Source organism: Enterobacter cloacae complex sp. HYC074_NIDB (assembly GCF_056673345.1).
This window is the reverse complement of record NZ_CP114214.1, coordinates 1,892,086-1,916,718: the sequence shown is the minus strand read 5'-3', so window position 1 is coordinate 1,916,718 and position 24,633 is coordinate 1,892,086. Positions and strand designations below refer to the sequence as shown.

Genomic DNA, 24,633 nt, shown 5'->3' with positions numbered 1-24,633 from the left:
CACCGGGTGCAGCCGGTTAAGTGGAGAGAAACGCATGGGGCAGTTAGTAACACTTCATGAGTGGGCATCTGGTCCTAATGGATTCAAATATCCATTAAGCAACTCAGCATTAAACAAAATAGCAAAGACCAAACAGACTTATCCGCCAGCTTTAAAGCAAGGTCGACGCTGGGTTATAGATGAAGATGCTCGTTTTGTTGGCATGGTTGGCAGTGTTGATATTTCGTCATCATTATCAGACAAGGCCCGCCAGTTAGTGGAGAAAGCAATAAATGGCAGCTCGCCCCAGAAAACATAATGTCAAAATACCCAACCTTTACTGTAAGTTAGATAAGCGTACCTCAAAAATTTATTGGCAATATCGCCACCCTGTAACAGGTTCATTTATTGGATTCGGAACAGATGATGAAGCGGCAAAAGCTGCTGCAATCGAGATGAACCGTATAACCGCAGAACAAGAAACTCAGCAATCTTATGCTCTGATTGATATGGCAATGAAGAGCTCAGGGAAAAAGGATCAAGGTATACGTGTTTCTGAGTGGATTAAAAAATACATCGAAATTCAGATGGAAAGGTTGCGTGACGGTGAGATAAAAAACCCTACTGTAAAATCCAGACGATTATGTTCTCAGATTCTCGCAGATAGAGTGCCAAACCTTCGCCTGAAGGATGTTGATACAAGACTCATTGCAAAAATTATTGATGAATATAAGGCAGAGGGAAAGCACAGAATGGGCCAACTGATAAGAAGCGTGCTAAACGACGTGTTTAAAGAGGCGCAGCATGCTGGCGAGGTTGATCCTGGCTACAACCCAGCTTTGGCTGTAAAAAATCCAATAGCCAAAGTGAAACGAAGCAGGCTTAGCATTGAACAATGGAAATTGATTTTTGAAAGCGCAGGCTCTTTGCCGCCTTGCGCTCAAAATTCTATGCTTTTGGCTTTAGTCACCGGGCAAAGGATAGGTGACATAGTCGAGATGAAGTTTAGTGACATTTGGGATAATCACCTTCATGTTACCCAAAATAAAACCGGAATGAAGTTAGCTATCCCCTTAAATTTAAAGTGCGATGCAATCGGGTTGTCTCTGGCTGATGTTATTAGTAAGTGTCGCGATAGAGTAGTGAGCCCTTACCTGATCCACCATGTTAAGCATCACGCATACGGTAAAGCGGGATCTCACGTTCCCGAAAAAACAATATCAAGATATTTTAAGGAGGCAAGAGATAAAGCAAATATTACCTGGCCTAAGGATTGCACAGCCCTCCCGCCATTTCATGAACAGCGCTCGCTTTCATCAAGAACATACAAAGCTCAGGGTATAGATGTCAAAACTCTTTTAGGGCATAAAACCGAAGCAATGAGCGTAATGTATGGAGATGATCGTGGTCTAGAATGGAAAAAAGTTGTGATTTAAACAGGGAGTTTTGGGGAATTATTTTGGGGATGTTTTGGGGAAAGAGTTTTACGAATTAAATTCAGTCACTTAGATTTTAGCGAATTGCTCCAGAAACAGTCATCCACCAGCAACGCATGACCCAACAGCCAGCGCTCCCGCTGGCTGTTTTCTTTCAGCCCTCTCCGTCCCGTGCTAATGTAGCAAGCTACGTATTGGCAAATCACAGGTGAAATCGTTATGTCTGATGACGTGACCGGGACGACGACCCATCAGCGCCTAATCAGCTTATTAACCGAGCAGGAGGCGCGCTTTCGCGTGGTGGCGCATGAGGCCGTTGGGAAATGCGAAGCGGTCAGTGAAATTCGCGGGACCGATCTCCGGCAGGGTGCAAAAGCACTGGTCTGCAAGGTAAAAGGCAACGGCGTTAAGAAACATATTCTGGCAATCCTTGCCGCCGATCGGCAGGCCGATCTGAGCCTGCTGGCCAGCCATTTCGGTGGGCTAAAGGCCTCTCTCGCCAGTCCGGCAGAAGTGGATGCGCTTACCGGCTGCGTTTTCGGCGCCATTCCCCCCTTCAGCTTTCATCCGGATCTGACGCTGGTCGCCGATCCGCTGCTGTTTGAGCGCTTCGATGAAATCGCCTTTAACGCCGGCCTGCTGGAAAAATCGGTGATAATGGATACCCAGGACTATCTGCGTATCGCCCGTCCTGAACTGGTGACGTTCCGTAAACAATAAATACAGCGGCTGGCTAACGGTCAGCCGTTTTCCAGCAGCAGCACGGAAGCAATCAAAATAATCGCGATGATAAAAAATGATGAGGAAATAATTAGCGTTTCGACAAACACAGGATCGTTCATGATGCCCTCTGCTTTGCCCATTTACCTCTTTTTTACTCCCCCACAATGACAGCTAAATGACAATGACGCGTCCGCTAAAAGACGATTTTTTCGCTGAAACGATTCGCTGTTAACTATCCTCCTCCGTATAAAGTCACTGTTTAAATACTTTATTTGTTACCGGTATCACGAAAAGAAATTTACGTAACCCCGATGCCAGATCTCGCAATTGTTAACCTTTTCATCCTGGTTAACCCTGTTTACGGAGCACCTCAAAAATAAACCTTACACTGGCAAGGTGAATACAATGACCGAGATAATTACCCGTAAAGAAAAGATCAGTTATGGGTTAGGCGATATGGCGAGCCATATTGGGCTGGATAACGTCATTATTTTTCTGACGTTTTACTATACGGACGTGGTGGGGCTACCTGCCGCATTCGTGGGCACCATGTTTCTTCTGGCGAGAACCGCCGATGCCATAATAGACCCGGCGATGGGCTATATCGCTGACAGGACGCGCACGCGCTGGGGCAAATTCCGTCCCTGGATGCTGTGGCTGGCGCTGCCCTTTGGCGCAAGTTGTCTGCTGACCTACGCCGTGCCGGCGTCCCTCGATCTGCACGGTAAAATGATTTTCGCTACCGTCAGTTATACCCTGATGATGCTGATGTATACCGCAATCAATATTCCCTATTGTTCCATGGGCGCGGTGATTACGCCCGACAACGATGCGCGAATTTCCCTCCAGTCTTATCGCTTTTTCCTTGCCACTTTGGGTGGCGCGCTGTCGACATTCTTTATGATGCCGCTGGCAGAGTTTTTAGGTGGCGACGATAAATTACTGGGCTACCGCTGGGCAATGGCCATTATGGCGACCGTCGCGGTCGTCATGTTCTGGATCTGCTTCGCCAATACGCGTGAACGTATTAAGGCTCCCGCTACCCACAATAATTATCTTGCGGAACTGCGGGATTTATTACGAAACGACCAATGGCGGATTGTCGCCGTCCTGGTATTAACCAACATTGGTTTTGGCGTTATTCGCCTTGGCGCAATGATGTATTTCGTCACTTATTATCTCGGTAGCGCAAGCTATTTTATGTGGATGCTCGGGGCGCATATTCTCGGGAAAGCCGCAGGCAGCGCGCTGGCCAAACGTCTGACGCAGAACGTCAGCAAAGTGCAGATGTTTGGATACTGTTCCGTACTGGCGGGGGTACTCAGCATCGCTCTGTTCTTTGCGCCTAAGTCGGTGCTTATTCTGGTGCCCATGACGTTTATCGTCTCCACCCTTTACCAGGCCACCACCACGCTGATGTGGGTAATGATGGCGGACGTCGCCGATTACGGCGAATGGAAACAGGGCAAACGCATGGACGGCGTGATCTTCTCCACTTTCCTCGCCGTACTCAAGTTGGGGATGGCGATCAGCGGCGCGATTGTTGGCTGGACGCTGGGCTTAAGCGGTTATGTTGCCAATGCCCCGGAGCAGACCAACACGGCCATGTACTGCATCATCGCCCTCTTCACCGTCGTGCCTGGCGTCTTGTCACTCTGCGCGTTTGCCACGCTGCGCTGGTATAAGCTCGACGACAGCACAATGCAATCCATCCATCTCGCCAAACACCCTGTTTAGAAGGACGCGTTATCCATGAGTGAGCTGATTCAACATTCCAACAGCATCGAATGGCGTTTTGAACGCCAGATCCTGCGTATTGAACCGTGGGGAGAAAACAGCCTGCGCGTCAGGGCCACCTGCTCCCCGGCTTTTGAGGACGCCTTACAGGCACTGTTGCCCGCCGCCCCTTGCCAGGCTGAGATTATCGCCGAAGCGGAAAGCCTGACGCTGCGCAACGGCAATATTACCGCGACGCTGAACCTTAAAGGTCAGCTGGCCTTCTACAATCAGCGCGGCGAACTGCTGCTGGAAGAGATGTGGCTCCAGCGTTCAACGGTGGGTATCGGTGCCAGCGAGAAGAGTCAGGATAAATATGTCAGCGCCCTGAAGCTGGATGGCCGTGAATTTAAGCCGCTAATGGGGGGAAAATATCAGCTCACCGTCCGGTTTGAATCGCGTCCGGATGAACGCATCTATGGCATGGGTCAGTATCAACAGCCGTGGCTGGATCTGAAAGGCTGTACGCTGGAACTGGCGCAGCGCAACTCCCAGGCCAGCGTGCCCTTTATGCAGTCCAGCCTTGGCTATGGCCTGCTGTGGAACAATCCGGCGATTGGTGAAGCCAGCTTTGCAAAAAATCAGACGGAATGGCGCGCCCGCGTGACGGGAGAAATGGACTACTGGATCACCGCCGCTGACACGGTGGCGGATATCACCCGCCAGTATGTAAAAGCCACCGGAACTCCGCCCGCCGCCCCGGCGTTTATCAGCGGGCTGTGGCAGTGCAAATTACGCTACCGCACCCAGCAGGAGGTGCTTGAGGTTGCGCGGGAGTATCGCCGCCGTAATCTGCCGCTGTCGGTAATGGTCATCGACTTTTTCCACTGGCCGAATCAGGGCACCTGGTGCTTCGACCCCGTAGACTGGCCCGACCCTGAAGGGATGGTCGACGAGCTACGCGAAATGGGTATTGCGCTGATGGTGTCGGTGTGGCCAACGGTAGAGGCGCGCAGCCCTCTCTATCCGCTGATGAAAGCCAAAGGCTGGCTGGTCAGCAGTGAACGTGGCGTGCAGGTCAACCTCGACTTTATGGGCAATACCACCTTCTTTGATGCGACCCATCCTGAGGCGCGGAAATTCGTCTGGGATACGGTGAAGAAAAATTACTACGACATGGGCATTAAGCTGTTCTGGCTGGACGAAGCGGAACCGGAATACCGCGCCTATGATTTTGACAACTATCGCTACCACGCCGGTCCGGTACTGGAAGTGGGCAATCGCTACCCGCGTGATTTTGCGCAGGGCTTTTACGATGGGCTCCAGGCAAACGGTGAAACCGACATTGTTAACCTTGTACGCTGCGCCTGGGCAGGCAGCCAGCGATTCGGCGTGCTGGCGTGGTCGGGTGATGTCCACTCCTCATTCCATGCTTTTCGCAATCAACTCGCCGCGGGACTGAATATGGGGCTGGCGGGGATCCCATGGTGGACGACCGATATCGGCGGCTTCCAGGGAGGGAACGTTAACGACCCGGCGTTCCACGAATTACTGATCCGTTGGTTCCAGTGGGCGGTGTTTACACCGGTTCTGCGCATGCACGGCTATCGCGAACCGCAGATCCAGCCTCCGGAGCGCTACCGTGACGGCATTCCTCAGTGTAACAGCGGTTCGCCTAATGAGCTGTGGAGTTACGGAGAAGAGAATTACGCCATCATGCAGCACTGGCTTACCGTGCGCGAAACCCTGCGCCCGTATATTGACGCGTTGTACCAGCAGGCTCATCTGCACGGAGACCCGCTCATGCGTCCGCTGTTCTGGCACTATCCGCAGGACAAGCAGAGCTGGGCGTGTGAAGATCAGTATCTGTTTGGCGAAGATCTTCTGGTGGCACCGGTTATGCAGGCCGGCCAGCGTGAGCGCGATGTCTGGTTGCCGACGGGCAATAGCTGGGTCGCTCTCAACGGTGAGCGCTACGCCGGTGGGGAGCATATCCGGGTGCCTGCGGCGCTGGAAACCATCCCGGTGTTTATCCGCGAAGGGAGTCCGCTTATCCAGCAGCTGGTGGACTGACGTCAGGCAAGTGCCCAAAAATAGACAATTTTTTCAGTAAAGCCTGCCTGCCGACGCGTTTGCGCGTAAAGTAAGCAGGCTTACTATTTTTGGCAAGGATCCCGTCATGTTCGACCCTACACTGCTCATACTTCTGGCCCTGGCTGCACTGGGTTTTGTCAGCCACAACACCACCGTCGCGATTTCCATTCTGGTCCTGATCATCGTTCGCGTCACACCGTTGAACACCTTCTTCCCGTGGATAGAAAAACAGGGGCTTACCATCGGGATCATTATTTTGACCATCGGCGTGATGGCCCCGATTGCCAGCGGAACGCTACCGGCCTCAACGCTGCTGCACTCCTTTGTAAACTGGAAATCGCTGGTGGCGATTGCGGTGGGCGTTTTTGTCTCGTGGCTTGGCGGTCGCGGCGTGACGCTGATGAGCAGCCAGCCTTCGCTGGTGGCCGGGCTGCTGGTGGGCACCGTGTTAGGCGTGGCGCTGTTTCGTGGCGTGCCGGTTGGTCCGCTGATTGCTGCCGGTCTGGTTTCGCTGTTTATCGGGAAGTCGTAGTCAGGCTGGCGATATAGCGGGCCGGCGTCTGTCCCAGTCCTTTCTTAAACATGGTGATGAAGGCGGTGGTGGAGTCATACCCCAGCGCCTGCGCCGCCTGCTGGACCGACTTCCCGCCGATCAAAAACTGCAATGCGACAATCAGCTGGAGCTGGTGCCGCCAGCGGCGAAAGCTTAAGCCGGTCTCTTTCACCACCAGCCGCGCCAGATTGCGTTCGCTCATGGCAAAGTGGCTTGCCCACTGCGCCAGCGTCTGCCAGGCGGCAGGTTCGTTTGCCATGGTCTCACTCATCAGGCGAATTTTTGGATGCGGAGATACCGGCAGCTGTAGATGCTCCTGCGGTTGCAGGGGCAGTTCATCAAACAGGACGTCTACCAGCCTTCCGGTAGCGGGAAGAGGCAACTCTTCCCGTGACCTGTCCGCAAGCGCCAGCACCAGCTCCCGCACCAGGGGCGATATTTTCAGCGTACAGGTACGCGTCGGCAATTCGAGCGCACCGGGTTCAATAAACAGCAGGCAGAGCTGCGCGCCGGGCGTCGCCTTGTTGCTGTGCGGCGTTTGTCCTGGGATCCACACCGCATACTGGGGCGGCACCATCAGCATCGCGCTCTCCACTTCACAGGTGATCGCTCCACCCAGCGCCATAATCAGCTGCCCTTTGCGGTGCTGATGCAGCGGAATAAATTGTTCCTGTGCCACCACGCGGATGCGAAAGGCCACCGCCGCGTCGTGCTGGCTATCGGGATCGTAGCCGTCGAGCCCCAGTCCGTACATAAAGTTGTCCGATATTAGCGATAAACTGTCATTTTAGCCTGATTTCAACCACAACTTAAATCGGTATGGTATGCGCTCGCCTGAACGTAAGAGACAATAATGACTACTGCTATTCAACCTTCCGGGAAACAGGGTGCGCTGCTGGTTGCAGGCATCCTGATGATCGCCACGACGCTGCGCGTCACCTTTACCGGTGTCGCCCCCCTGCTCGACACCATCCGACAGGACTATGGCTTAAGCACGGCGCAAACCGGCCTGCTCACAACGCTGCCCCTGCTTGCCTTCGCCTTTATCTCTCCCCTTGCCGCAGGCGTCGCCCGGCACCTGGGCATGGAGCGCAGCCTTTTTATCGCTCTGCTGCTGATTTGCATCGGGATTGGCGTACGTTCGCTGCCGTCGGCCGCGCTGCTGTTTATCGGTACGTCGATCGTGGGCTGTGGGATTGCGCTGGGCAATGTCCTGTTACCTGGCTTAATCAAACGTGATTTTCCGGGCCATGTCGCAAAACTCACGGGGGCGTATTCGCTGACGATGGGGGCCGCCGCTGCCGCAGGATCGGCGCTGATCGTCCCGCTGTCGCTGGGGAGTGGTGGCTGGCACGGAGCGCTGTTGATGCTGATATTCTTCCCGCTGGTGGCGCTGCTGCTGTGGTTACCGCAATGGCGCCAGAGGCCGGCCGCCACCCTGACCGGCGCGGGCGCGTTGCACAACCGGGCTATCTGGCGCTCGGCACTCGCCTGGCAGGTGACACTTTTTCTGGGCATTAACTCGCTGATTTACTATGTCATTATCGGCTGGTTACCCGCGATTTTGCTTAGCCACGGCTACAGCGAAACGCAGGCTGGCTCCATGCACGGGCTTCTCCAGCTGGCAACCGCTGTTCCCGGTCTCGCCATTCCGCTGATCCTGCACCGTCTTAACGATCAGCGTGGCATAGCCGGGCTTGTCGCTCTGATGTGCGCTGTCAGTGCGGCCGGGTTCTGGTTCGCGCCGGGGCTGGCCGTCGTCTGGACGCTGGTGTTTGGCTTTGGATCCGGCGCCACCATGATCCTCGGCCTGACGTTTATCGGACTGCGGGCCAGCTCGGCACATCAGGCCGCGGCGCTCTCCGGCATGGCACAGTCGATTGGCTATCTTCTGGCGGCCTGTGGCCCACCGCTGATGGGGAAAATTCACGATACCGCCGGAGACTGGCGCATTCCGCTGCTGGCCTGTGCGCTGGCTGCGGTAGTGATGGCCCTGTGCGGCATGCTGGCCGGGCGTGACCGGGAGATCACACCCCGCTGACATTCAAGGCAGACCTGACGGTCTGCTTTTTTTATCCCTGCGCCGCCCGCAGCATGGCCTGTACCAGCACGACAGGTCGCCCTTGAAGCGCAGCCCGCTCATGCTGGAACAGGGTGATGACAAAGAAAGGATGGGTTATCAGCTCTGCCGCGCGGATCTCGCCCTGCTCGTCCCAGCCCGTTACGCGCATGTCGCCCCGCTCAAGCTGGCTGGCAAACTCAGACGAGACACCGTAATTGCAGTGATACCCCTCCTGAATTTCCGGCTTGCCATACGCTTTGGCAATCAGCGTGTTATTCCGCAGCTCTATCGCGTCGGTTTTTTCTACCAGCGAGCAGGTCAGCGGCGCAATCACCATCCTTCCCTCGGTATCGGTTTCGGCATGGCCTGCATCGTGCCAGCCCAGTACATTACGCGCATACTCAATCAGCGCATGCTGGAACCCGCCGCAGGTGCCGAGAAAGGGGATGCTATTCTCACGCGCGTAACGCGCCGCAATAAACGCCGCCTCGGTGTTTTTATACGGGCTTGCCGGTACCAGCCAGATGGCATCATACCCGACGAGGTCTTCGGGGCTGGTCAGCTCAGGCGTGGCGAGCCAGTCATAATCAGCGGTGAGATCCAGAACCGCAGCGGCGTCGTCAATCGCCAGCGGGATCGCCTGGTGCGCAATAACATCAGGATTGAAATCACCAACCAGCGCAATGCGCAGCGTCGTTTTAACCGGGGAGAGTTCCATGAGAGATTCCTTATGCCGGAGGATTTTCAGATAACATAAGGAGCCTCAGACTACCGATCTTTTGCAATTATCACAATACCTTAAATTGGGTGGATAAAAGCCGGGTGCTATAGTGTTCTTGCCGAACGTCGCACGGCAGGAGGAAAACGGATGATTCAATGTAAGCGCGTATATGAACAGGCAACGTCAGACGATGGTTACCGGGTGCTGGTAGACAGACTCTGGCCGCGAGGAATAAAAAAGACCGACCTCGCCTGTGATGAGTGGTGTAAATCGCTAACGCCGTCCAGCGAACTGCGAAAAGCTTTTCACAGTGAAACGATAGATTTCACTGCGTTCAGTGAAGCCTATCGTAAAGAGCTGGCGCAGCATCAGGATGAAGGCAAACGCCTGGCGGCCCTCGCCCGACAGCAGACCGTGACGCTACTCTACGGGGCGAAAAACAGGGAGCAGAATCACGCGCGGGTACTGGCGGACTGGCTACGTAAACTGTGATTAACCGATCGCCAGCTCATCCACGTTGTGTGGCATCTCGTCGGGAGTAAGCGGCATCAAATGTTCCGGGCGAACAAATGCAAAACCGTGCTGGTTATCAAAGGCGTAAACATCACCGGTGACCAGCCACAGCGCACGTGCTGATGTATCAGGTAATTGCGTCATGACGCCGTTAACCGGGTTTACAAAACGCTGGCCCGGCTGACAAAGGCCAAACAGCTCCACGGATTTACCGATATTTCGACGGCCTGCCGCCGTACGCGCACCCACGATCATCGCCATGCTGCCCGGTTTTAACTGAAACATACTTCTTCTCGCAAACGTACTGCCAGAAACTGGCTAAGAATAATCCTAAAGAGAAGTGTATCGCAGTTTTATTGCCCTTGTCATCTGGTTGGTTGCGGGTGATCGCGGCGGTAGAGATCCCATTCATCGATCACTTCCCCGCCTGGTAATTTGCACTCGGTACGTACACCCTGCGGGCTTTGAACAGGGATTTGCTCTCCCCCTTTCTCCAGACAGTACACTGACGCCGGGTTTGCCATACCAATAGCGTGCGGCGGTTGAGGCGCATCAGAAGGGGTGGTCTTTGTTGAGCAGGCGGCCAGCGGTACAACAAGCGCCAGGAGAAGATATTTCATTATCATGATCCTTCAGGGTGTAAAAACGTCAGAGTAACGGGTCATCGCCATTTTCTCCATGATTTCTCCATTAAACCTGCACGATTCCCCCTTATAGTGATACCTGTTCTCACACTGACCAGAGAACATCATTCCGTAATCAAGATGTTTTGCCCCGATCTCAACATCGGGGCTTTTTTTTAGCATCTCCCTCATCCGCTTTTAGAAGAATCTATAAAATTAATCCTGTTCATGTTTTACTATGACCGGAGTCTAAATTTTCAGCATAACATGCAGATACAGAGGTCTTCTGCATGGGAGTCAACCTGCCTCATGTCAGATATCATTCTTGCCCGTGTTTCAGAAACCCTCTCCACTGAACAATCTCTCGACAGTCTGGTGCGTCAGCTACTGGAAATGCTGGAAATTGTGACGGATATGGAATCAACCTACCTGACCAAAATCGATATTAACGCGCGTTTGCAGCACATTTTATATGCCCGTAACAGCAAGCAAATGCAAATCCCGGAAGGGTTCAGCGTGCCCTGGGACGAAACGCTCTGTAAGCGCGCCATGGATAGCGACACCTTGTTCAGTAACGAGGTGCCCGACCGCTGGCCGGAGTGTGAAGCGGCAAAAGCACTGGGTATTACAACCTATATGAGCGTGCCGGTTCACCTGGCTGACGGTTCTCTGTACGGCACGCTTTGCGCTGCCAGCACCGCACAGAAACAGTTCAGCGAGCGTGGCGAGCAGGTGATCAGGCTCTTTGCCGGGTTAATTGGTCAGTACATTCAGAAAGAGTCGCTTGTGCTTCAGCTTCGCGAAGCAAATGCGGCGCTCATTGCCCACTCTTACACCGACGCCCTTACCGGCCTGCCGAATCGTCGCGCCATTTTTGAAAACCTTACCACCCTGTTCTCACTGGCGCGCCATCTTAGCCGCAACGTCATGATTGCCTTTATTGACCTCGATGATTTCAAGCGAATCAATGACCAGTACGGGCATGAGGCGGGCGATCGCTTCCTCGTACAGGTCGGCAAGCGACTGACTCACGAGCAAACGCAGGATGAGATTATTGGCCGGCTCGGCGGCGATGAATTTCTGGTTGCCAGCCTGAGTCACAGCGATGATGGCGACGCCAGTACAGAGATCAACGCAATCAAAACCCGCCTCAATGGTCTTATTGCGGGCGAATACGGGTTAGGCAATGCCACCATTCTTTATCCCGGTGCAAGCCTTGGCGTCGTTATTGTCGATCCTCACAGCACGGATGAAGATAGCGCCCTGCGCACCGCGGACCTCGCGATGTATCAGGATAAAAAAGGAAAAAGCAAAACAGGCTTTGTCGCGTTAGATTAAAACCGTACACTCTACGGCCTTATACAAACTCAAACAGGTGATGGCATGAGAATAGGGATCCTCTTTCCGGTGGTTATTTTTATCACAGCGGTGGTGTTTTTAGGCTGGTTTTTCCTTGGCGGTTACGCCGCGCCGGGGGCATAAATGAGAAAAACGACCATCATCATGCTGATTGTCGCCATCGTGGCCGTCGCCGGTACGCAGTTAGGCTGGTGGTAACGCCCAAAGTAAAAAGGCCGCCGTCAGGCAGCCTTTTTTAACACAGGTCAGATTTAGCTTTTGATTTTTCTGTAGATAAACAGAACAACCAGCGCGCCAATCACCGCGACGACAAAGCTGCCGAAGTTGAAGCCATCAACTCTGCCAAAGCCGAACAGGGTACTGATCCAGCCGCCGACGACTGCACCCACAATCCCCAGAATGATCGTGACGATGAAACCGCCGCCATCTTTGCCCGGCATAATCCACTTCGCCAGGATCCCCGCAATCAGCCCAAAGATAATCCAGGATAAAATTCCCATAGCTTTCCTCTCTGTATGGTTTTTGTCATTAAATCAACGACACAGAAAAGGATAGCACAGGATCTGAGAAAGGAAATTTGTGATAAGAATCACACGGCTCGTTTGAGTAAAATATGAGCAGTAAAAAATGTCGATCCACACTCATCCTGGGGTTGCATCTTCTACTGAGAAAGATTATCTTTCTCATTACTGAATAGTTGAGCAAATAACTCAGGTATTCAGTACGACATTGCTCACATTGCTTCCAGTATTTCTTGCCCACTTTTTAGTGGGCTTTTTTTTGCCTCAACCCACCAAAATCTGGCGTTTTTTCTGTGGAGGTGAAACGCTATTCTCTGTGGCTTCTGAATAACCAAAAAGCGTTGATAACATGAACGTATCGAGCAAGTTCGTCATCTGCCTTAATCTTGTTTCTGCCAGTACGCTACTGTTACTGCTCTCAACACGGTTTGAGTGGTTCTGAGTTGAAAGGAGCCTGGCAGGGTGGATTTCCTTCCGATTCCGTGCCGGCTCAACTCTCATACTTGTAGCTTTTATGACCTGTGATAAGATCCCTGCACCTCAGGACGTGGCGGGACAGCAGGAAAATGAAGAAGGCCATTGCCGTTGCTATCATCTCAACCTTTATGGTCGTCCTGTCGCTGTATGCGGTTAACGCCATTATCGCTGAGCAGCAAAAGAACCGGCAGAGGGAGATCTCTCACACGCTCTTAAGCTATTCTGAAGAGTTAACGCAAAATATCGCCAGTACGCTTAAAAATACCTCCGCGCAGGGATGCGATAGCGCCAGTCTGAACGTCTACCGAAAATTAAAGATGCGAAGTCTCTATTTCGCCGATGTAGGGTTTATTGAAAAGGGGAAAATCACCTGCACCGCGTTTTGGGGCAAGCTGGCAAATCCCATCGCCCTTCCCTCTGAGCTGCATAATACCCAGAACGGATTCAGCCTGGCGCAGTTTTCGCAGAAAGATTTCTTTGTCGGCAATGCGACAATCTATAACCACCTTATTATCTTCACCTCCCGTTCAGCCTACGATAAATTTGCCCCCGTTACCGCCAACTATTCGCTTCGTTCTTCCACTAAAGATTTCGGCCGCACCTTTTTCACCGTTACGCCGCCATCAGAAAACTTCAGCCGCTTACAGTCTCTGTTATTTACGCTGGCTGTGACAGAGTGCAGTACACGCTGGGATTTGTGCGTTACCGTCACACACCATGATGAAGGACTGGCTTCGCTCTCCCACGTAGTGATGGTGCTTCTGTGCTTGTTTTTATACTTTATCTGGGTATCCCTGACGCTGTTTTCTCTTCGACTTTATGAAGACCGACGTTCTCTGGAACGAACGCTGGTCAAAGCGGTAAAAGCGAATACCATCAGCGTTCATTTTCAGCCCGTTATTCGGGTTGCTGATAAGAAAATCGTTGGGGTTGAAGTGTTATCAAGATGGCAGGATAACAATCACAAAGAGGTTTCTCCTGAGCTGTTTATCCCGTTAATTAAAAAAATTGGCCTGTATAACGTTTATTATCAGAACATGATAAAGAAATCCCTGGCGGAAATTGCCGCGCTGGCCGCTGAACATCAGTTAATGATTTCACTGAACGTTGGCCGGACGGAAATTGAAGACGGCAAATTCCTGTCGGTATTACGTCATGCATGCTCAGAGAACACGATTCCTTTATCGTTAATCAAAGTTGAGTTATCCGAGAATGGCGTTTCCACCTCGGCCATCCTTGAAGAGTTTTGTGAGGAGCTTAAATCGGCAGGCGTCAAAATTTCAATAGACGATTTTGGCGTGCAAAACTCTAATCTTGCCAGGCTCACAAATCTCAAATATGACGAAATCAAGGTAGATAAGTCGTTAGTGGACGGCATCAGCGAGCACTATAAACAGGATATCCTGGTGATCTTCAGCGACGCGCTCGCTAAACTGAACAAAACCCTGGTTTTTGAAGGGGTTGAAAGCGAAACACAATTTCAGTTCATCGCGCAGAGATACCCCGATGCCCTCGTACAAGGCTGGTACTTTTCAAAGTCGCTAACCCGGCACGACCTTGCCAGGCTGCTGGCAGACTCAGCGCGATGACGCGTTATTCATTGCCCCACTGATTCAGGAAGTTCGCAATATCGTCAATGCGCGCTTCGTCTATCTCCGCCTGGACAGCCATCTCCCGCTGCGCCTCTTCACTGATTTCCTCATTGTTGTATAAGCGAGTGAGCAGCAGCTGGAAATAGTGTGCCAGCGGCGTACGCTCTGCCTCTTCTACCGGTTTCGCCGTTTCAGTCGCATACTCGTCGACGATGTCATAATACTTGAGCGGGATATCATGGGTCATAGCGTTGTTTCCGTCTTGTGTGCATAAAAAACGGGAACCCTCAGGCTCCCGTTGTCATTTAACCCAGCGAGTGGATTACATGTTCGCGATAATCGCGTCGCCAAACTCTGAGCATTTCAGCAGTTTAGCGCCTTCCATCAGACGTTCAAAGTCATAGGTGACGGTTTTCGCGTTAATCGCGCCTTCCATACCCTTAACGATCAGGTCTGCGGCTTCGAACCATTCCATATGACGCAGCATCATCTCTGCGGACAGAATGATAGAGCCTGGATTGACTTTATCCTGGCCTGCGTATTTCGGTGCAGTACCGTGAGTGGCTTCGAACAGGGCGCACTCGTCACCGATGTTCGCGCCCGGGGCGATACCGATACCACCCACCTGTGCTGCCAGCGCATCGGAGATGTAGTCACCATTCAGGTTCATACAGGCGATCACGTCATACTCAGCAGGACGCAGCAGGATCTGTTGCAGGAACGCATCGGCAATCACATCTTTAATGATGATCTCTTTACCGGTGTTCGGGTTCTTAATTTTCTGCCATGGGCCGCCGTCGATCAGTTCACCGCCGAACTCTTCGGTCGCCAGCTGGTAGCCCCAGTCTTTGAACGCGCCTTCGGTGAACTTCATGATATTGCCTTTGTGCACCAGGGTCACAGAGTCACGATCGTTGGTGATAGCGTATTCGATGGCGGCACGCACCAGACGCTTGGTCCCTTCTTCGGAGCACGGCTTGATGCCGATGCCGCAATGCTCAGGGAAGCGAATTTTCTTCACGCCCATCTCTTCGCGCAGGAATTTAATCACTTTTTCTGCGTCAGCAGAGTCCGCTTTCCATTCGATACCCGCGTAGATGTCTTCAGAGTTTTCACGGAAGATAACCATGTCGGTCAGTTCCGGGTGCTTAACCGGGCTTGGGGTGCCCTGGTAGTAACGCACCGGACGCAGACACACATACAGATCCAGTTCCTGACGCAGCGCCACGTTCAGGGAGCGAATGCCGCCGCCAACTGGCGTGGTCAGAGGGCCTTTGATAGCAACGCGATAGTCGCGGATCAGGTCCAGCGTTTCGGCTGGCAGCCAGACGTCCTGGCCATAAACTTGAGTGGATTTTTCACCGGTGTAAATTTCCATCCAGGAAATTTTACGCTCGCCTTTGTAGGCTTTCTCAACAGCGGCATCAACCACTTTCAGCATCGCCGGGGTAACGTCTACACCGATACCGTCACCTTCGATGAACGGGATAATCGGGTTGTGAGGAACGTTAATCTTGCCGTTTTGCAGGGTGATCTTTTTACCTTCCGCCGGAACAACTACTTTGCTTTCCATTAACCTCTCCTTCGAGCGCTTCTGGTTGTTACTGATCTTATGTTAATAAATTGTAATGAGCCTTCCGATAGTACCTGATTGTCCGACGCCATGAAAGGTCTTCGTTATTAGGCTATAATGCGGCAATTGATAACGCCTGAAAATACCATGACGAAAACTTCTTTTAGAAAACACCGGGTTGAGCGATTCAGCTCACGACAAGCCACCAGAAGAACGCCAGAACCCCAGCCAACGCGGGTCATACTGTTCAATAAACCCTACGATGTATTGCCGCAGTTTACCGACGAGGCCGGGCGCAGCACGCTGAAGGACTTTATCCCCGTACAGGGAGTCTACGCAGCGGGACGTCTGGATCGCGACAGCGAGGGGCTGCTGGTCCTTACCAATGACGGCGTGCTCCAGGCCAGGCTTACTCAGCCGGGCAAACGTACCGGAAAAATTTACTATGTGCAGGTTGAAGGCGAGCCGGACGACGCGTCGCTGGCAAAGCTGCGCAACGGCGTAACGCTGAACGACGGTCCCACCCTGCCGGCTGGTATTGAACGTGTGAATGAACCCGAGTGGCTGTGGCCGCGCAACCCGCCGATTCGTGAGCGTAAATCCATTCCTACCAGCTGGCTTAAAATCACCCTTTATGAAGGCCGCAACCGACAGGTCAGGCGCATGACTGCACATGTAGGCTTCCCTACCCTGCGACTCATTCGCTACGCCATGGGCAGCTATACGCTGGACTCGCTGGCAAACGGGGAATGGCGGGATGTTACCCCTAAGGAGAACTGATGTTTAAACCTCATGTTACGGTCGCCTGCGTGGTCCACGCGCAGGGGAAATTCCTGGTGGTGGAAGAGACCATTAACGGCAAAGCGCTGTGGAACCAGCCAGCCGGGCATCTTGAAGCCAATGAAACCTTATTGCAGGCAGCGAAACGCGAGCTCTGGGAAGAGACGGGTATCCGCGCCGAACCGCAGCACTTTATCCGTATGCATCAGTGGATAGCGCCTGACCAGACACCTTTCCTGCGCTTTTTATTCGCCGTTGAGCTTAACGAAACGTGCGCCACTGAACCGCACGACGACGATATCGATCGCTGCCTGTGGGTGACCGCAGACGAGATCCTGAACGCGCCAAACCTGCGCTCGCCACTGGTTGCGGAAAGCATCCGCTGCTGGCAGTCTACGGCGCGCCTGCCGCTGGATGTCATTGCAGAATTTAACTGGCCGTTTACAGAGGGTGTCAATGGTGGGGGGGCGTGATAGAATACGCCGCCTTGAAGTTCAATGTCGTGAGTATTCCATGTCAGATAACAGCCAGAAAAAAGTAATCGTCGGCATGTCCGGCGGTGTCGATTCCTCCGTTTCCGCCTACCTGTTGCAGCAACAGGGCTATAAGGTGGAGGGCCTGTTCATGAAGAACTGGGAGGAAGACGATGGCGAGGAATACTGCACTGCCGCTGCGGATCTCGCCGATGCGCAGGCCGTGTGCGATAAGCTCGGCATCGAACTGCACACCGTTAACTTTGCCGCAGAATACTGGGACAATGTTTTTGAACTCTTCCTCGAAGAGTACAAAGCGGGCCGCACGCCAAACCCGGATATCCTGTGCAACAAAGAGATCAAATTCAAAGCCTTCCTGGAATTCGCTGCGGAAGACCTGGGCGCAGACTACATTGCGACCGGCCACTACGTGCGTCGCGCGGATGTGAATGGCAAAAGCCAGCTGCTGCGTGGTCTGGACGGCAACAAAGATCAGAGCTACTTCCTCTATACGCTGAGCCACGAACAGATTGCCCAAAGTCTGTTCCCGGTCGGCGAGCTGGAAAAGCCGGAAGTGCGTAAGATTGCTGAAGATCTGGATCTGATCACCGCGAAGAAAAAAGACTCCACCGGTATTTGTTTTATCGGCGAGCGTAAATTCCGCGAGTTCCTGGGGCGCTACCTGCCTGCACAGCCGGGCAAAATCGTCACCGTTGACGGTGATGAGATTGGTCAGCACCAGGGACTGATGTACCACACTCTTGGCCAGCGTAAAGGTCTGGGTATCGGCGGCACCAAAGAGGGCAGCGAAGATCCGTGGTACGTGGTCGACAAAGACGTCGAAAACAATATTCTGGTTGTGGCTCAGGGTCACGACCACCCGCGCCTGATGTCCGTTGGACTGATCGCGCAACAGCTGCACTGGGTCGATCGCGAGCCGCTGAAAGGCACGCTGCGCTGCACAGTGAAAACGCGCTACCGCCAGACGGACATCCCTTGCACCGTAACCGCACTGGATGACGATCGCATTGACGTGCGTTTCGACGAGCCGGTTTCCGCCGTTACCCCTGGCCAGTCTGCTGTTTTCTACAGCGGCGAAATTTGCCTCGGCGGTGGGATCATTGAACAGCGCCTGCCGCTGCCTGCTGTTTAAACCGTTTGCACACATAAAGGAGACCGTGTGGCGAAGAACTATTACGACATCACCCTGGCGCTGGCGGGAATTTGCCAGTCAGCCCGTCTGGTGCAACAGCTGGCGCATCAGGGTCATTGCGACGCTGACGCCCTGCACGTTTCACTTAACAGCGTTATCGACCTCAACCCAGGCTCCACGCTGGGCGTCTTTGGCGGCAGTGAAACCAATCTTCGTCTCGGTCTTGAAACTCTGCTCGGCGTGCTCAACGCCAGTAACCGTCAGGGGTTGAATGCGGAACTGACCCGCTACACCTTAAGCCTGATGGTGCTGGAACGTAAGCTGAACGCGGCAAAAGGCGCAATGAATACCCTGGGCGATCGCATCGCCGGGCTACAGCGCCAGCTCGACCACTTTGACCTCCAGTCTGAGACCCTGCTGAGCGCGATGGCCGGTATCTACGTTGACGTGATTAGCCCGCTCGGCCCGCGTATTCAGGTCACCGGTTCGCCTGCCGTATTGCAAAGCCCACAGGTACAGGCGAAGGTACGCGCTTCGCTGCTGGCAGGCATCCGTGCCGCCGTGCTGTGGCAACAGGTCGGCGGTGGCCGCCTACAGTTAATGTTTTCTCGTCATCGCCTGACGACTCAGGCAAAACAAATTCTTGCTCATTGTTAACCTCCCGGAGTTGCGAATTATGGAATTATCCTCACTGACCGCCGTATCCCCTGTCGATGGACGCTACGGCGATAAAGTCAGCGCGCTGCGCGGGATCTTCAGCGAATATGGCCTGCTGAAGTTCCGTGTTCAGGTTGAAGTACGCTGGCTGCAAAAGCTGGCCGCCCAGACAGCAATCAAGGAAGTTCCTGCTTTTGACGCAAAGGCAAACGATTACCTTGATAAAATCGTTGCTGAGTTCAGCGAAGAAGATGCCGCGCGCATTAAAACCATCGAACGCACCACCAACCACGACGTGAAAGCAGTTGAATACTTCCTGAAAGAGAAAGTGGCATGCGTCCCTGCCCTGCACGCGGTATCTGAATTTATTCACTTCGCCTGTACGTCTGAGGATATTAACAACCTGTCTCACGCGCTGATGCTCTCTACCGCGCGGAAAGAGGTGGTACTCCCTTACTGGCGTAAAATCATTGATGCGGTGAAAGCGCTGTCCGTGGAATACCGCGACATTCCGCTGCTGTCCCGTACTCACGGCCAGCCAGCAACCCCATCTACCATGGGTAAAGAAATGGCGAACGTGGCGTACCGCATGGAACGCCAGTATCGTCAGCTGGAGCAGGTTGAGATCCTCGGCAAAATCAACGGCGCGGTGGGTAACTACAACGCCCACATCGCCGCGTACCCGGAAGTGGACTGGCACCAGTTCAGCGAAGAATTTGTGACCTCTCTGGGGATCCAGTGGAACCCGTACACCACCCAGATTGAGCCGCACGACTACATCGCCGAGCTGTTTGACTGCATTGCGCGCTTCAACACCATCCTGATCGACTTCGATCGTGACGTATGGGGTTACATCGCCCTGAACCACTTCAAGCAGAAAACCATCGCCGGGGAAATCGGTTCGTCCACCATGCCGCACAAAGTGAACCCAATCGACTTCGAAAACTCCGAAGGTAACCTGGGTCTGGCGAATGCCGTGTTGCAGCATATGGCGAGCAAGCTGCCGGTATCCCGCTGGCAGCGCGACCTGACTGACTCCACGGTGCTGCGTAACCTGGGCGTAGGTATTGGCTACGCGCTGATCGCCTACCAGTCCACCCTGAAAGGTGTGAGCAAACTGGAAGTTAACCGCGACCGTCTGCTGGACGAGCTGGATCACAATTGGGAAGTGCTGGCGGAGCCGATTCAGACCGTGATGCGTCGTTACGGCATTGAAAAACCGTACGAGAAACTCAAAGAGCTGACCCGCGGTAAACGCGTTGATGCTGAAGGTATGAAACAGTTTATCGACGGTCTGGCGCTGCCAGAAGAAGAAAAAGCGCGCCTGAAAGAGATGACCCCGGCAAACTATATTGGCCGCGCCATTACTATGGTTGACGAGCTAAAGTAATCGCCCTTCCCCCTTTCCATCCGGAAAGGGGGCTGTTTTACATCATCGAGTTGATGTTTTCACGTCACATTACCTGTTTTGCCGGGATTAAAGCCTGCCGTCAGGATGGTTGTTAATTTTCGTCGTGGAATAACTTTCCGGAATATACCGTTTTAAGCCGAACGGGCACAGTTTGAACTGGCACGGGGTTTCAGCCGTGCACGGACGATCCATCTCTTGCCGGTTGCCTGGACACGCGTTTTTCTGTTTGAACCCCATCCAGCCTATGGATGTAAAGGGCATTGCCTGCGCTATCCATACTCTACGGCGTCGATCGTTAATCAGGATCCCCTGGTTTGAGGTGGTGATGATTTCACCTGTACGAACGTAATAATCTCCCTTTAACCACAGGATATAATTCAGACCATACTGTGTTTCAACTTTGCAAAAGATAGTTCCGCTTTCCGGGCTCGCAATAGTCTCAACAACCTTCCATTCCATAAAACCCTCTTTACTCGCTATATTGCTGTTTTGTCGTGTAAAAATGCTGCTTTTCTGGCACATCTTATGCAAATCTAATTTCGCACCATAAAATAAGCGTAGACAAAGGCAGACATAGTGAGAACATCCTTACAAAAAAAAGGGCAATCTTTACAAAACTGGCGTGACCCTTCTGTCAAAAAAGCGACTCGCCTTCAACATTTCATAAACGGATGGCTGTTTTATCCGGATTGCAGAAGCTTGCGAAAACAAGTCCGTTTATATTACCCGCGCCTGGCGTCATGCCCCCTGTGTTCTGGAGCATGCAAAAAAATCATTTAATTTCATCGCGCTGGTGTCAACCTGAATAATCAGCGTTAAACTATTCATACCATTTATAAAGGGAGAAGTGATGATGCGCGTACTGGTTGTTGAGGATAACGCATTGCTACGTCATCACCTGAAAGTTCAACTTCAGGAGATGGGTCATCAGGTGGACGATGCTGAAGACGCAAAAGAGGCCGATTATTATCTCAATGAACACCTGCCGGACATCGCCATTGTCGATTTAGGGCTACCGGATGAAGACGGATTGTCCCTTATCCGCCGCTGGCGTAGCCATGACGTTTCCCTGCCGGTGCTGGTGCTAACTGCCCGTGAAGGCTGGCAGGACAAGGTTGAAGTCCTGAGCGCTGGCGCGGATGACTACGTGACCAAACCCTTCCATATTGAAGAAGTCGCCGCGCGTATGCAGGCGCTTCTGCGCCGCAACAGCGGGCTGGCGTCGCAGGTGATCTCTCTGCCGCCATTCCAGGTGGATCTCTCCCGCCGCGAATTTTCTATTAATGATGAAGTGATCAAGCTGACCGCATTCGAATACACCATCATGGAAACGCTGATCCGTAACAACGGTAAAGTGGTGAGCAAAGATTCCCTGATGCTTCAGCTCTATCCGGATGCCGAACTGCGCGAAAGCCACACCATTGACGTGCTGATGGGCCGCCTGCGTAAAAAAATTCAGGCGCAGTACCCGCATGACGTGATCACCACCGTGCGTGGTCAGGGCTACCTGTTTGAATTACGCTAAATGAAAGGGATTTTGCGTCACATTTTACCCCTTTCGCTGCGGGTTCGCTTTTTGCTGGCAACCGCCGCCGTCGTGCTGGTGCTGTCGCTCTCTTACGGGATGGTGGCGCTGGTCGGGTATAGCGTGAGCTTCGATAAAACCACCTTCCGCCTGCTTCGCGGCGAAAGTAACCTGTTTTATACCCTGGCGAAGTGGGAGAACAACCGAATCACCGTCGAGATGCCGGAAAACCTGAATCAGCAGAGCCCGACGCTGGCGCTGATCTACGATGAAAAAGGGAAATTGCTGTGGGCCCAGCGCGATGTCCCGTGGCTGAAAAAGCGCATCCGTCCGGAATGGCTGAAAACCAACGGTTTTCATGAAATAGAAGCCGATCTCAACTCCACCAGCAGCCTGCTGCGTGACGATCGCGCCTTACAGATCAAGCTTAATGAGATCCGTGCCGAAGATGACGACACGGAGATGACCCACTCTGTGGCCATCAACCTTTATCCCGCCACCCTGAACATGCCGCAGTTAACCATTGTGGTGATCGATACCATCCCGGTTGAGCTGAAACGCTCATATATGGTATGGAACTGGTTTGTGTATGTTCTGGCTGCCAACCTGCTGCTGGTGATCCCTCTCCTGTGGGTTGCTGCATGGTGGAGCCTCCGCCCGATTGAATCCCTTGCCAAAGAGGTGCGCGAGCTGGAAGAACATCACCGCGAGAAGCTGAACCCGGAAACTACGCGCGAACTGACCAGCCTGGTGCGCAACCTCAACCGCCTGCTGAAAAGCGAACGTGAACGCTACGACAAGTATCGCACGACGCTCACCGACCTTACGCACAGCCTGAAAACCCCGCTGGCGGTGATGCAGAGTACCCTGCGTTCCATGCGCAGTTCGAAAATGAGCGTGGATGATGCAGAGCCGGTGATGCTGGAACAAATCAGCCGTATTTCACAGCAGATCGGCTATTACCTGCACCGCGCGAGCATGCGCTCCGGAAGCGCCCTGTTGAGCCGTGAACTGCACCCGGTAGCCCCGCTGCTGGATAACCTCACCTCGGCGCTGAACAAGGTGTACCAGCGTAAAGGGGTCAACATCAGTCTGGATATCTCACCGGAAATTAGCTTTGTTGGCGAGAAGAATGACTTTATGGAAGTGATGGGAAACCTGCTCGATAACGCCTGCAAATATTGTCTGGAGTTTGTCGAGGTCTCCGCGCGGGTAACGGATAACGAACTGCATATTATCGTTGAGGATGATGGTCCTGGCATTCCCCGTAATAAACGCGAAGTAGTGTTCGATCGCGGCCAGCGCGCCGATACGCTGCGGCCAGGCCAGGGCGTCGGATTATCCGTCGCCAGGGAAATAGTCGATCAGTACGAGGGCAAGATTGAAACCGGTGAAAGTTTGCTGGGCGGAGCCCGGATGGAAGTCATTTTTGGCCGCCAGCATCCCGTATCGAACGATAGTTGACCCGGAATGTGAAAAATACGCGGATCTCGCAGCCAGGGAGCGGGGCTTCCGTTATAATCCGACTCAGTAAGAGCCTGCGGAATACATAAATATGGATTATCAATTAACGCTTAACTGGCCCGACTTTATTGAACGTTACTGGCAAAAACGCCCGGTCGTTCTTAAACGCGGGATCAGCAATTTTATCGACCCTATTTCTCCTGACGAACTCGCTGGTCTGGCGATGGAAAACGAGGTAGACAGCCGTCTGGTAAGCCACCAGGACGGGAAATGGCAGGTCAGCCACGGTCCCTTTGAAAGCTACGATCACCTGGGCGAAAACAACTGGTCTTTACTGGTGCAGGCGGTCAACAACTGGCACGAACCTACCGCAGCCTTAATGCGTCCCTTCCGCGCCCTGCCAGACTGGCGAATGGACGATCTGATGATCTCCTTCTCCGTTCCCGGTGGCGGCGTGGGTCCGCATCTGGATCAGTACGACGTGTTTATCATTCAGGGTACCGGTCGCCGTCGCTGGCGCGTGGGCGAAAAAGTGCCAATGAAACAGCACTGCCCGCACCCGGATCTGCTCCAGGTTGATCCGTTTGAAGGGATCATTGATGAAGAGCTGGAGCCAGGTGACATTCTTTATATCCCACCGGGCTTCCCGCATGAAGGTTATTCCCTGGAAAACTCGCTGAACTATTCGGTTGGTTTCCGCGCGCCAAGCGGGCGCGAGTTGATCAGCGGATTTGCTGACTATGTTTTACAGCGTGAGCTGGGCAGTTACCGTTACAGCGATCCGGACGTTCCGGCGCGTGAGCATCCGGCGGATATTCTGCCAGAGGAGCTGGATAAGCTGCGCGGGATGATGCTGGATCTGATCAACGAACCGGAGCACTTCAGACACTGGTTTGGCGAGTTTATCAGCCAGTCGCGTCACGAACTGGACGTCGCACCGCCAGAGCCGCCTTATCAGGCAGATGAAATTTATGATGCGCTCCAGCAGGGCGATAAGCTGGTTCGTCTGGGCGGATTACGTGTACTGCGCATTGGCGAAGAGGTATTCGTCAACGGCGAGCGCCTGGACTCTCCGCATCGCCCGGCGCTGGAAGCAATTGCCAGCCATATGGTGCTGACTGCGGATACCTTTGGCGACGCGCTGGACGATCCCTCCTTCCTCGCCATGCTGGCCGCGCTGGTTAACAGCGGGTACTGGTTTTTTGAGGACTGAACCGCTTTAATGCCC

At 53.3% G+C, this 24,633-nt stretch carries 30 protein-coding genes; 21 read left to right on the top strand and 9 right to left on the bottom strand.

Annotated elements, in window-relative coordinates; all coding sequences use genetic code 11:
- The first annotated feature begins 34 nt into the window (after nucleotides 1–34).
- From O1724_RS09390 to O1724_RS09380, 3 genes are all read left to right on the top strand, one after another.
- Nucleotides 35–298, top strand: a complete 264-nt coding sequence (locus tag O1724_RS09390) for an excisionase (protein WP_022650818.1) — start codon at nucleotides 35–37, stop codon at nucleotides 296–298.
- Complete coding sequence (locus O1724_RS09385) at nucleotides 273–1,415, top strand: phage integrase Arm DNA-binding domain-containing protein (protein ID WP_126296673.1); 1,143 nt, start codon at nucleotides 273–275, stop codon at nucleotides 1,413–1,415. The genes O1724_RS09390 and O1724_RS09385 overlap by 26 nt, the downstream gene beginning before the upstream one ends.
- A 219-nt stretch (nucleotides 1,416–1,634) precedes the next feature.
- Entirely contained in the window at nucleotides 1,635–2,135 is a 501-nt protein-coding gene (locus O1724_RS09380) for a YbaK/prolyl-tRNA synthetase associated domain-containing protein (protein WP_022650816.1), read from the top strand.
- A 20-nt stretch (nucleotides 2,136–2,155) separates the two neighbouring features.
- On the opposite strand, the gene yoaI is transcribed toward O1724_RS09380, so the two are convergent.
- A complete protein-coding gene (gene yoaI / locus O1724_RS09375; protein WP_234833954.1) occupies nucleotides 2,156–2,257 on the bottom strand; it encodes a small membrane protein YoaI in 102 nt (33 codons plus the stop codon).
- Between the two features lie 286 nt (nucleotides 2,258–2,543).
- Between yoaI and O1724_RS09370 the strand changes: the two genes are divergently transcribed.
- The 3 genes from O1724_RS09370 (at nucleotide 2,544) to O1724_RS09360 (ending at nucleotide 6,480) form a co-directional block, all read left to right on the top strand.
- Nucleotides 2,544–3,875: a glycoside-pentoside-hexuronide (GPH):cation symporter gene (locus O1724_RS09370; RefSeq protein WP_044596273.1), complete on the top strand. Its 1,332-nt coding sequence runs from the start codon at nucleotides 2,544–2,546 to the stop codon at nucleotides 3,873–3,875.
- 15 nt (nucleotides 3,876–3,890) lie between these two features.
- Nucleotides 3,891–5,927, top strand: coding sequence for a glycoside hydrolase family 31 protein (locus O1724_RS09365; RefSeq protein ID WP_126296674.1), 2,037 nt, complete (start codon nucleotides 3,891–3,893; stop codon nucleotides 5,925–5,927).
- Nucleotides 5,928–6,033: 106 nt separating this feature from the next.
- Nucleotides 6,034–6,480, top strand: coding sequence for a DUF441 domain-containing protein (locus O1724_RS09360; RefSeq protein WP_003857881.1), 447 nt, complete (start codon nucleotides 6,034–6,036; stop codon nucleotides 6,478–6,480).
- Here O1724_RS09360 and O1724_RS09355 read toward each other — a convergent pair.
- Nucleotides 6,464–7,255, bottom strand: a complete 792-nt coding sequence (locus O1724_RS09355; RefSeq protein ID WP_022650813.1) for an AraC family transcriptional regulator — start codon at nucleotides 7,253–7,255, stop codon at nucleotides 6,464–6,466. The genes O1724_RS09360 and O1724_RS09355 overlap by 17 nt on opposite strands.
- Nucleotides 7,256–7,354: 99 nt before the next feature.
- On the opposite strand from O1724_RS09355, the gene O1724_RS09350 reads away from it, so the two are divergent.
- Nucleotides 7,355–8,542, top strand: coding sequence for a CynX/NimT family MFS transporter (locus tag O1724_RS09350; RefSeq protein WP_126296675.1), 1,188 nt, complete (start codon nucleotides 7,355–7,357; stop codon nucleotides 8,540–8,542).
- A 31-nt stretch (nucleotides 8,543–8,573) separates the two neighbouring features.
- Here the strand turns inward: O1724_RS09350 and O1724_RS09345 are convergent, their stop codons facing one another.
- Complete coding sequence (locus O1724_RS09345) at nucleotides 8,574–9,281, bottom strand: CTP synthase C-terminal region-related (seleno)protein (RefSeq protein WP_022650811.1); 708 nt, start codon at nucleotides 9,279–9,281, stop codon at nucleotides 8,574–8,576.
- 150 nt (nucleotides 9,282–9,431) lie between these two features.
- On the opposite strand from O1724_RS09345, the gene O1724_RS09340 reads away from it, so the two are divergent.
- Nucleotides 9,432–9,776, top strand: coding sequence for a DUF488 domain-containing protein (locus tag O1724_RS09340; protein WP_003857886.1), 345 nt, complete (start codon nucleotides 9,432–9,434; stop codon nucleotides 9,774–9,776).
- Here O1724_RS09340 and O1724_RS09335 read toward each other — a convergent pair whose 3' ends face one another.
- Both O1724_RS09335 and O1724_RS09330 read right to left on the bottom strand, forming a co-directional pair.
- Nucleotides 9,777–10,082: a hypothetical protein gene (locus O1724_RS09335; protein WP_022650810.1), complete on the bottom strand. Its 306-nt coding sequence runs from the start codon at nucleotides 10,080–10,082 to the stop codon at nucleotides 9,777–9,779.
- A gap of 80 nt (nucleotides 10,083–10,162) precedes the next feature.
- A complete protein-coding gene (locus O1724_RS09330) occupies nucleotides 10,163–10,417 on the bottom strand; it encodes a putative hemolysin (protein ID WP_023315857.1) in 255 nt (84 codons plus the stop codon).
- Nucleotides 10,418–10,729: 312 nt separating this feature from the next.
- Between O1724_RS09330 and O1724_RS09325 the strand changes: the two genes are divergently transcribed.
- Genes O1724_RS09325 through yoaJ form a run of 3 tightly spaced genes read left to right on the top strand, consistent with a single transcriptional unit; the run spans nucleotide 10,730 to nucleotide 11,977 of the window.
- Entirely contained in the window at nucleotides 10,730–11,758 is a 1,029-nt protein-coding gene (locus tag O1724_RS09325; protein ID WP_023315855.1) for a sensor domain-containing diguanylate cyclase, read from the top strand.
- Between the two features lie 45 nt (nucleotides 11,759–11,803).
- A complete protein-coding gene (locus tag O1724_RS09320) occupies nucleotides 11,804–11,902 on the top strand; it encodes a YoaK family small membrane protein (protein ID WP_015570793.1) in 99 nt (32 codons plus the stop codon).
- Nucleotides 11,903–11,977 (top strand): protein YoaJ, encoded by a 75-nt coding sequence (yoaJ, locus tag O1724_RS09315; RefSeq protein ID WP_015570794.1) that lies wholly within the window; start codon nucleotides 11,903–11,905, stop codon nucleotides 11,975–11,977.
- Between the two features lie 53 nt (nucleotides 11,978–12,030).
- Here yoaJ and O1724_RS09310 read toward each other — a convergent pair whose 3' ends face one another.
- Nucleotides 12,031–12,279, bottom strand: a complete 249-nt coding sequence (locus tag O1724_RS09310; RefSeq protein ID WP_003857896.1) for a GlsB/YeaQ/YmgE family stress response membrane protein — start codon at nucleotides 12,277–12,279, stop codon at nucleotides 12,031–12,033.
- A gap of 370 nt (nucleotides 12,280–12,649) precedes the next feature.
- Here O1724_RS09310 and yncL point away from each other — a divergent pair, with 370 nt between their 5' ends.
- Together yncL and O1724_RS09300 are read left to right on the top strand one after the other, a co-directional pair.
- Nucleotides 12,650–12,742: a stress response membrane protein YncL gene (gene yncL, locus O1724_RS09305; RefSeq protein WP_071524166.1), complete on the top strand. Its 93-nt coding sequence runs from the start codon at nucleotides 12,650–12,652 to the stop codon at nucleotides 12,740–12,742.
- Between the two features lie 124 nt (nucleotides 12,743–12,866).
- Nucleotides 12,867–14,366: an EAL domain-containing protein gene (locus tag O1724_RS09300; RefSeq protein WP_126296676.1), complete on the top strand. Its 1,500-nt coding sequence runs from the start codon at nucleotides 12,867–12,869 to the stop codon at nucleotides 14,364–14,366.
- A gap of 4 nt (nucleotides 14,367–14,370) precedes the next feature.
- Here O1724_RS09300 and O1724_RS09295 read toward each other — a convergent pair whose 3' ends face one another.
- Together O1724_RS09295 and icd are read right to left on the bottom strand one after the other, a co-directional pair.
- Nucleotides 14,371–14,616: a YmjA family protein gene (locus tag O1724_RS09295; RefSeq protein WP_022650806.1), complete on the bottom strand. Its 246-nt coding sequence runs from the start codon at nucleotides 14,614–14,616 to the stop codon at nucleotides 14,371–14,373.
- 75 nt (nucleotides 14,617–14,691) lie between these two features.
- Nucleotides 14,692–15,942, bottom strand: coding sequence for an NADP-dependent isocitrate dehydrogenase (gene icd / locus O1724_RS09290; RefSeq protein WP_003857898.1), 1,251 nt, complete (start codon nucleotides 15,940–15,942; stop codon nucleotides 14,692–14,694).
- A 117-nt stretch (nucleotides 15,943–16,059) separates the two neighbouring features.
- Between icd and rluE the strand changes: the two genes are divergently transcribed.
- Genes rluE through purB form a run of 5 tightly spaced genes read left to right on the top strand, consistent with a single transcriptional unit; the run spans nucleotide 16,060 to nucleotide 20,395 of the window.
- On the top strand, nucleotides 16,060–16,722 hold the full coding sequence (rluE, locus tag O1724_RS09285; protein WP_022650805.1) for a 23S rRNA pseudouridine(2457) synthase RluE: 663 nt from the start codon (nucleotides 16,060–16,062) through the stop codon (nucleotides 16,720–16,722).
- Entirely contained in the window at nucleotides 16,722–17,195 is a 474-nt protein-coding gene (locus O1724_RS09280) for an NUDIX hydrolase (protein WP_045330560.1), read from the top strand. Before rluE ends, O1724_RS09280 begins: the two co-directional genes overlap by 1 nt.
- A gap of 40 nt (nucleotides 17,196–17,235) precedes the next feature.
- Nucleotides 17,236–18,348, top strand: coding sequence for a tRNA 2-thiouridine(34) synthase MnmA (mnmA, locus tag O1724_RS09275; protein WP_032103856.1), 1,113 nt, complete (start codon nucleotides 17,236–17,238; stop codon nucleotides 18,346–18,348).
- Between the two features lie 27 nt (nucleotides 18,349–18,375).
- Entirely contained in the window at nucleotides 18,376–19,005 is a 630-nt protein-coding gene (hflD, locus tag O1724_RS09270; protein ID WP_006809213.1) for a high frequency lysogenization protein HflD, read from the top strand.
- Between the two features lie 19 nt (nucleotides 19,006–19,024).
- Nucleotides 19,025–20,395 (top strand): adenylosuccinate lyase, encoded by a 1,371-nt coding sequence (gene purB / locus O1724_RS09265; protein WP_022650802.1) that lies wholly within the window; start codon nucleotides 19,025–19,027, stop codon nucleotides 20,393–20,395.
- Nucleotides 20,396–20,482: 87 nt separating this feature from the next.
- Here purB and O1724_RS09260 read toward each other — a convergent pair whose 3' ends face one another.
- Nucleotides 20,483–20,875: a hypothetical protein gene (locus O1724_RS09260; RefSeq protein WP_022650801.1), complete on the bottom strand. Its 393-nt coding sequence runs from the start codon at nucleotides 20,873–20,875 to the stop codon at nucleotides 20,483–20,485.
- A 394-nt stretch (nucleotides 20,876–21,269) separates the two neighbouring features.
- Between O1724_RS09260 and phoP the strand changes: the two genes are divergently transcribed.
- From phoP to O1724_RS09245, 3 genes are all read left to right on the top strand, one after another.
- Nucleotides 21,270–21,941, top strand: a complete 672-nt coding sequence (phoP, locus tag O1724_RS09255) for a two-component system response regulator PhoP (RefSeq protein WP_026094318.1) — start codon at nucleotides 21,270–21,272, stop codon at nucleotides 21,939–21,941.
- Nucleotides 21,942–23,405 carry a two-component system sensor histidine kinase PhoQ gene (gene phoQ, locus O1724_RS09250; protein WP_015570801.1) on the top strand — a complete coding sequence of 488 codons (1,464 nt, stop codon included), beginning with the start codon at nucleotides 21,942–21,944 and terminating at the stop codon, nucleotides 23,403–23,405. It abuts the gene before it with no gap.
- 91 nt (nucleotides 23,406–23,496) lie between these two features.
- Nucleotides 23,497–24,618 carry a ribosomal protein uL16 3-hydroxylase gene (locus tag O1724_RS09245; protein ID WP_126296677.1) on the top strand — a complete coding sequence of 374 codons (1,122 nt, stop codon included), beginning with the start codon at nucleotides 23,497–23,499 and terminating at the stop codon, nucleotides 24,616–24,618.
- Nucleotides 24,619–24,633 lie beyond the last annotated feature (15 nt).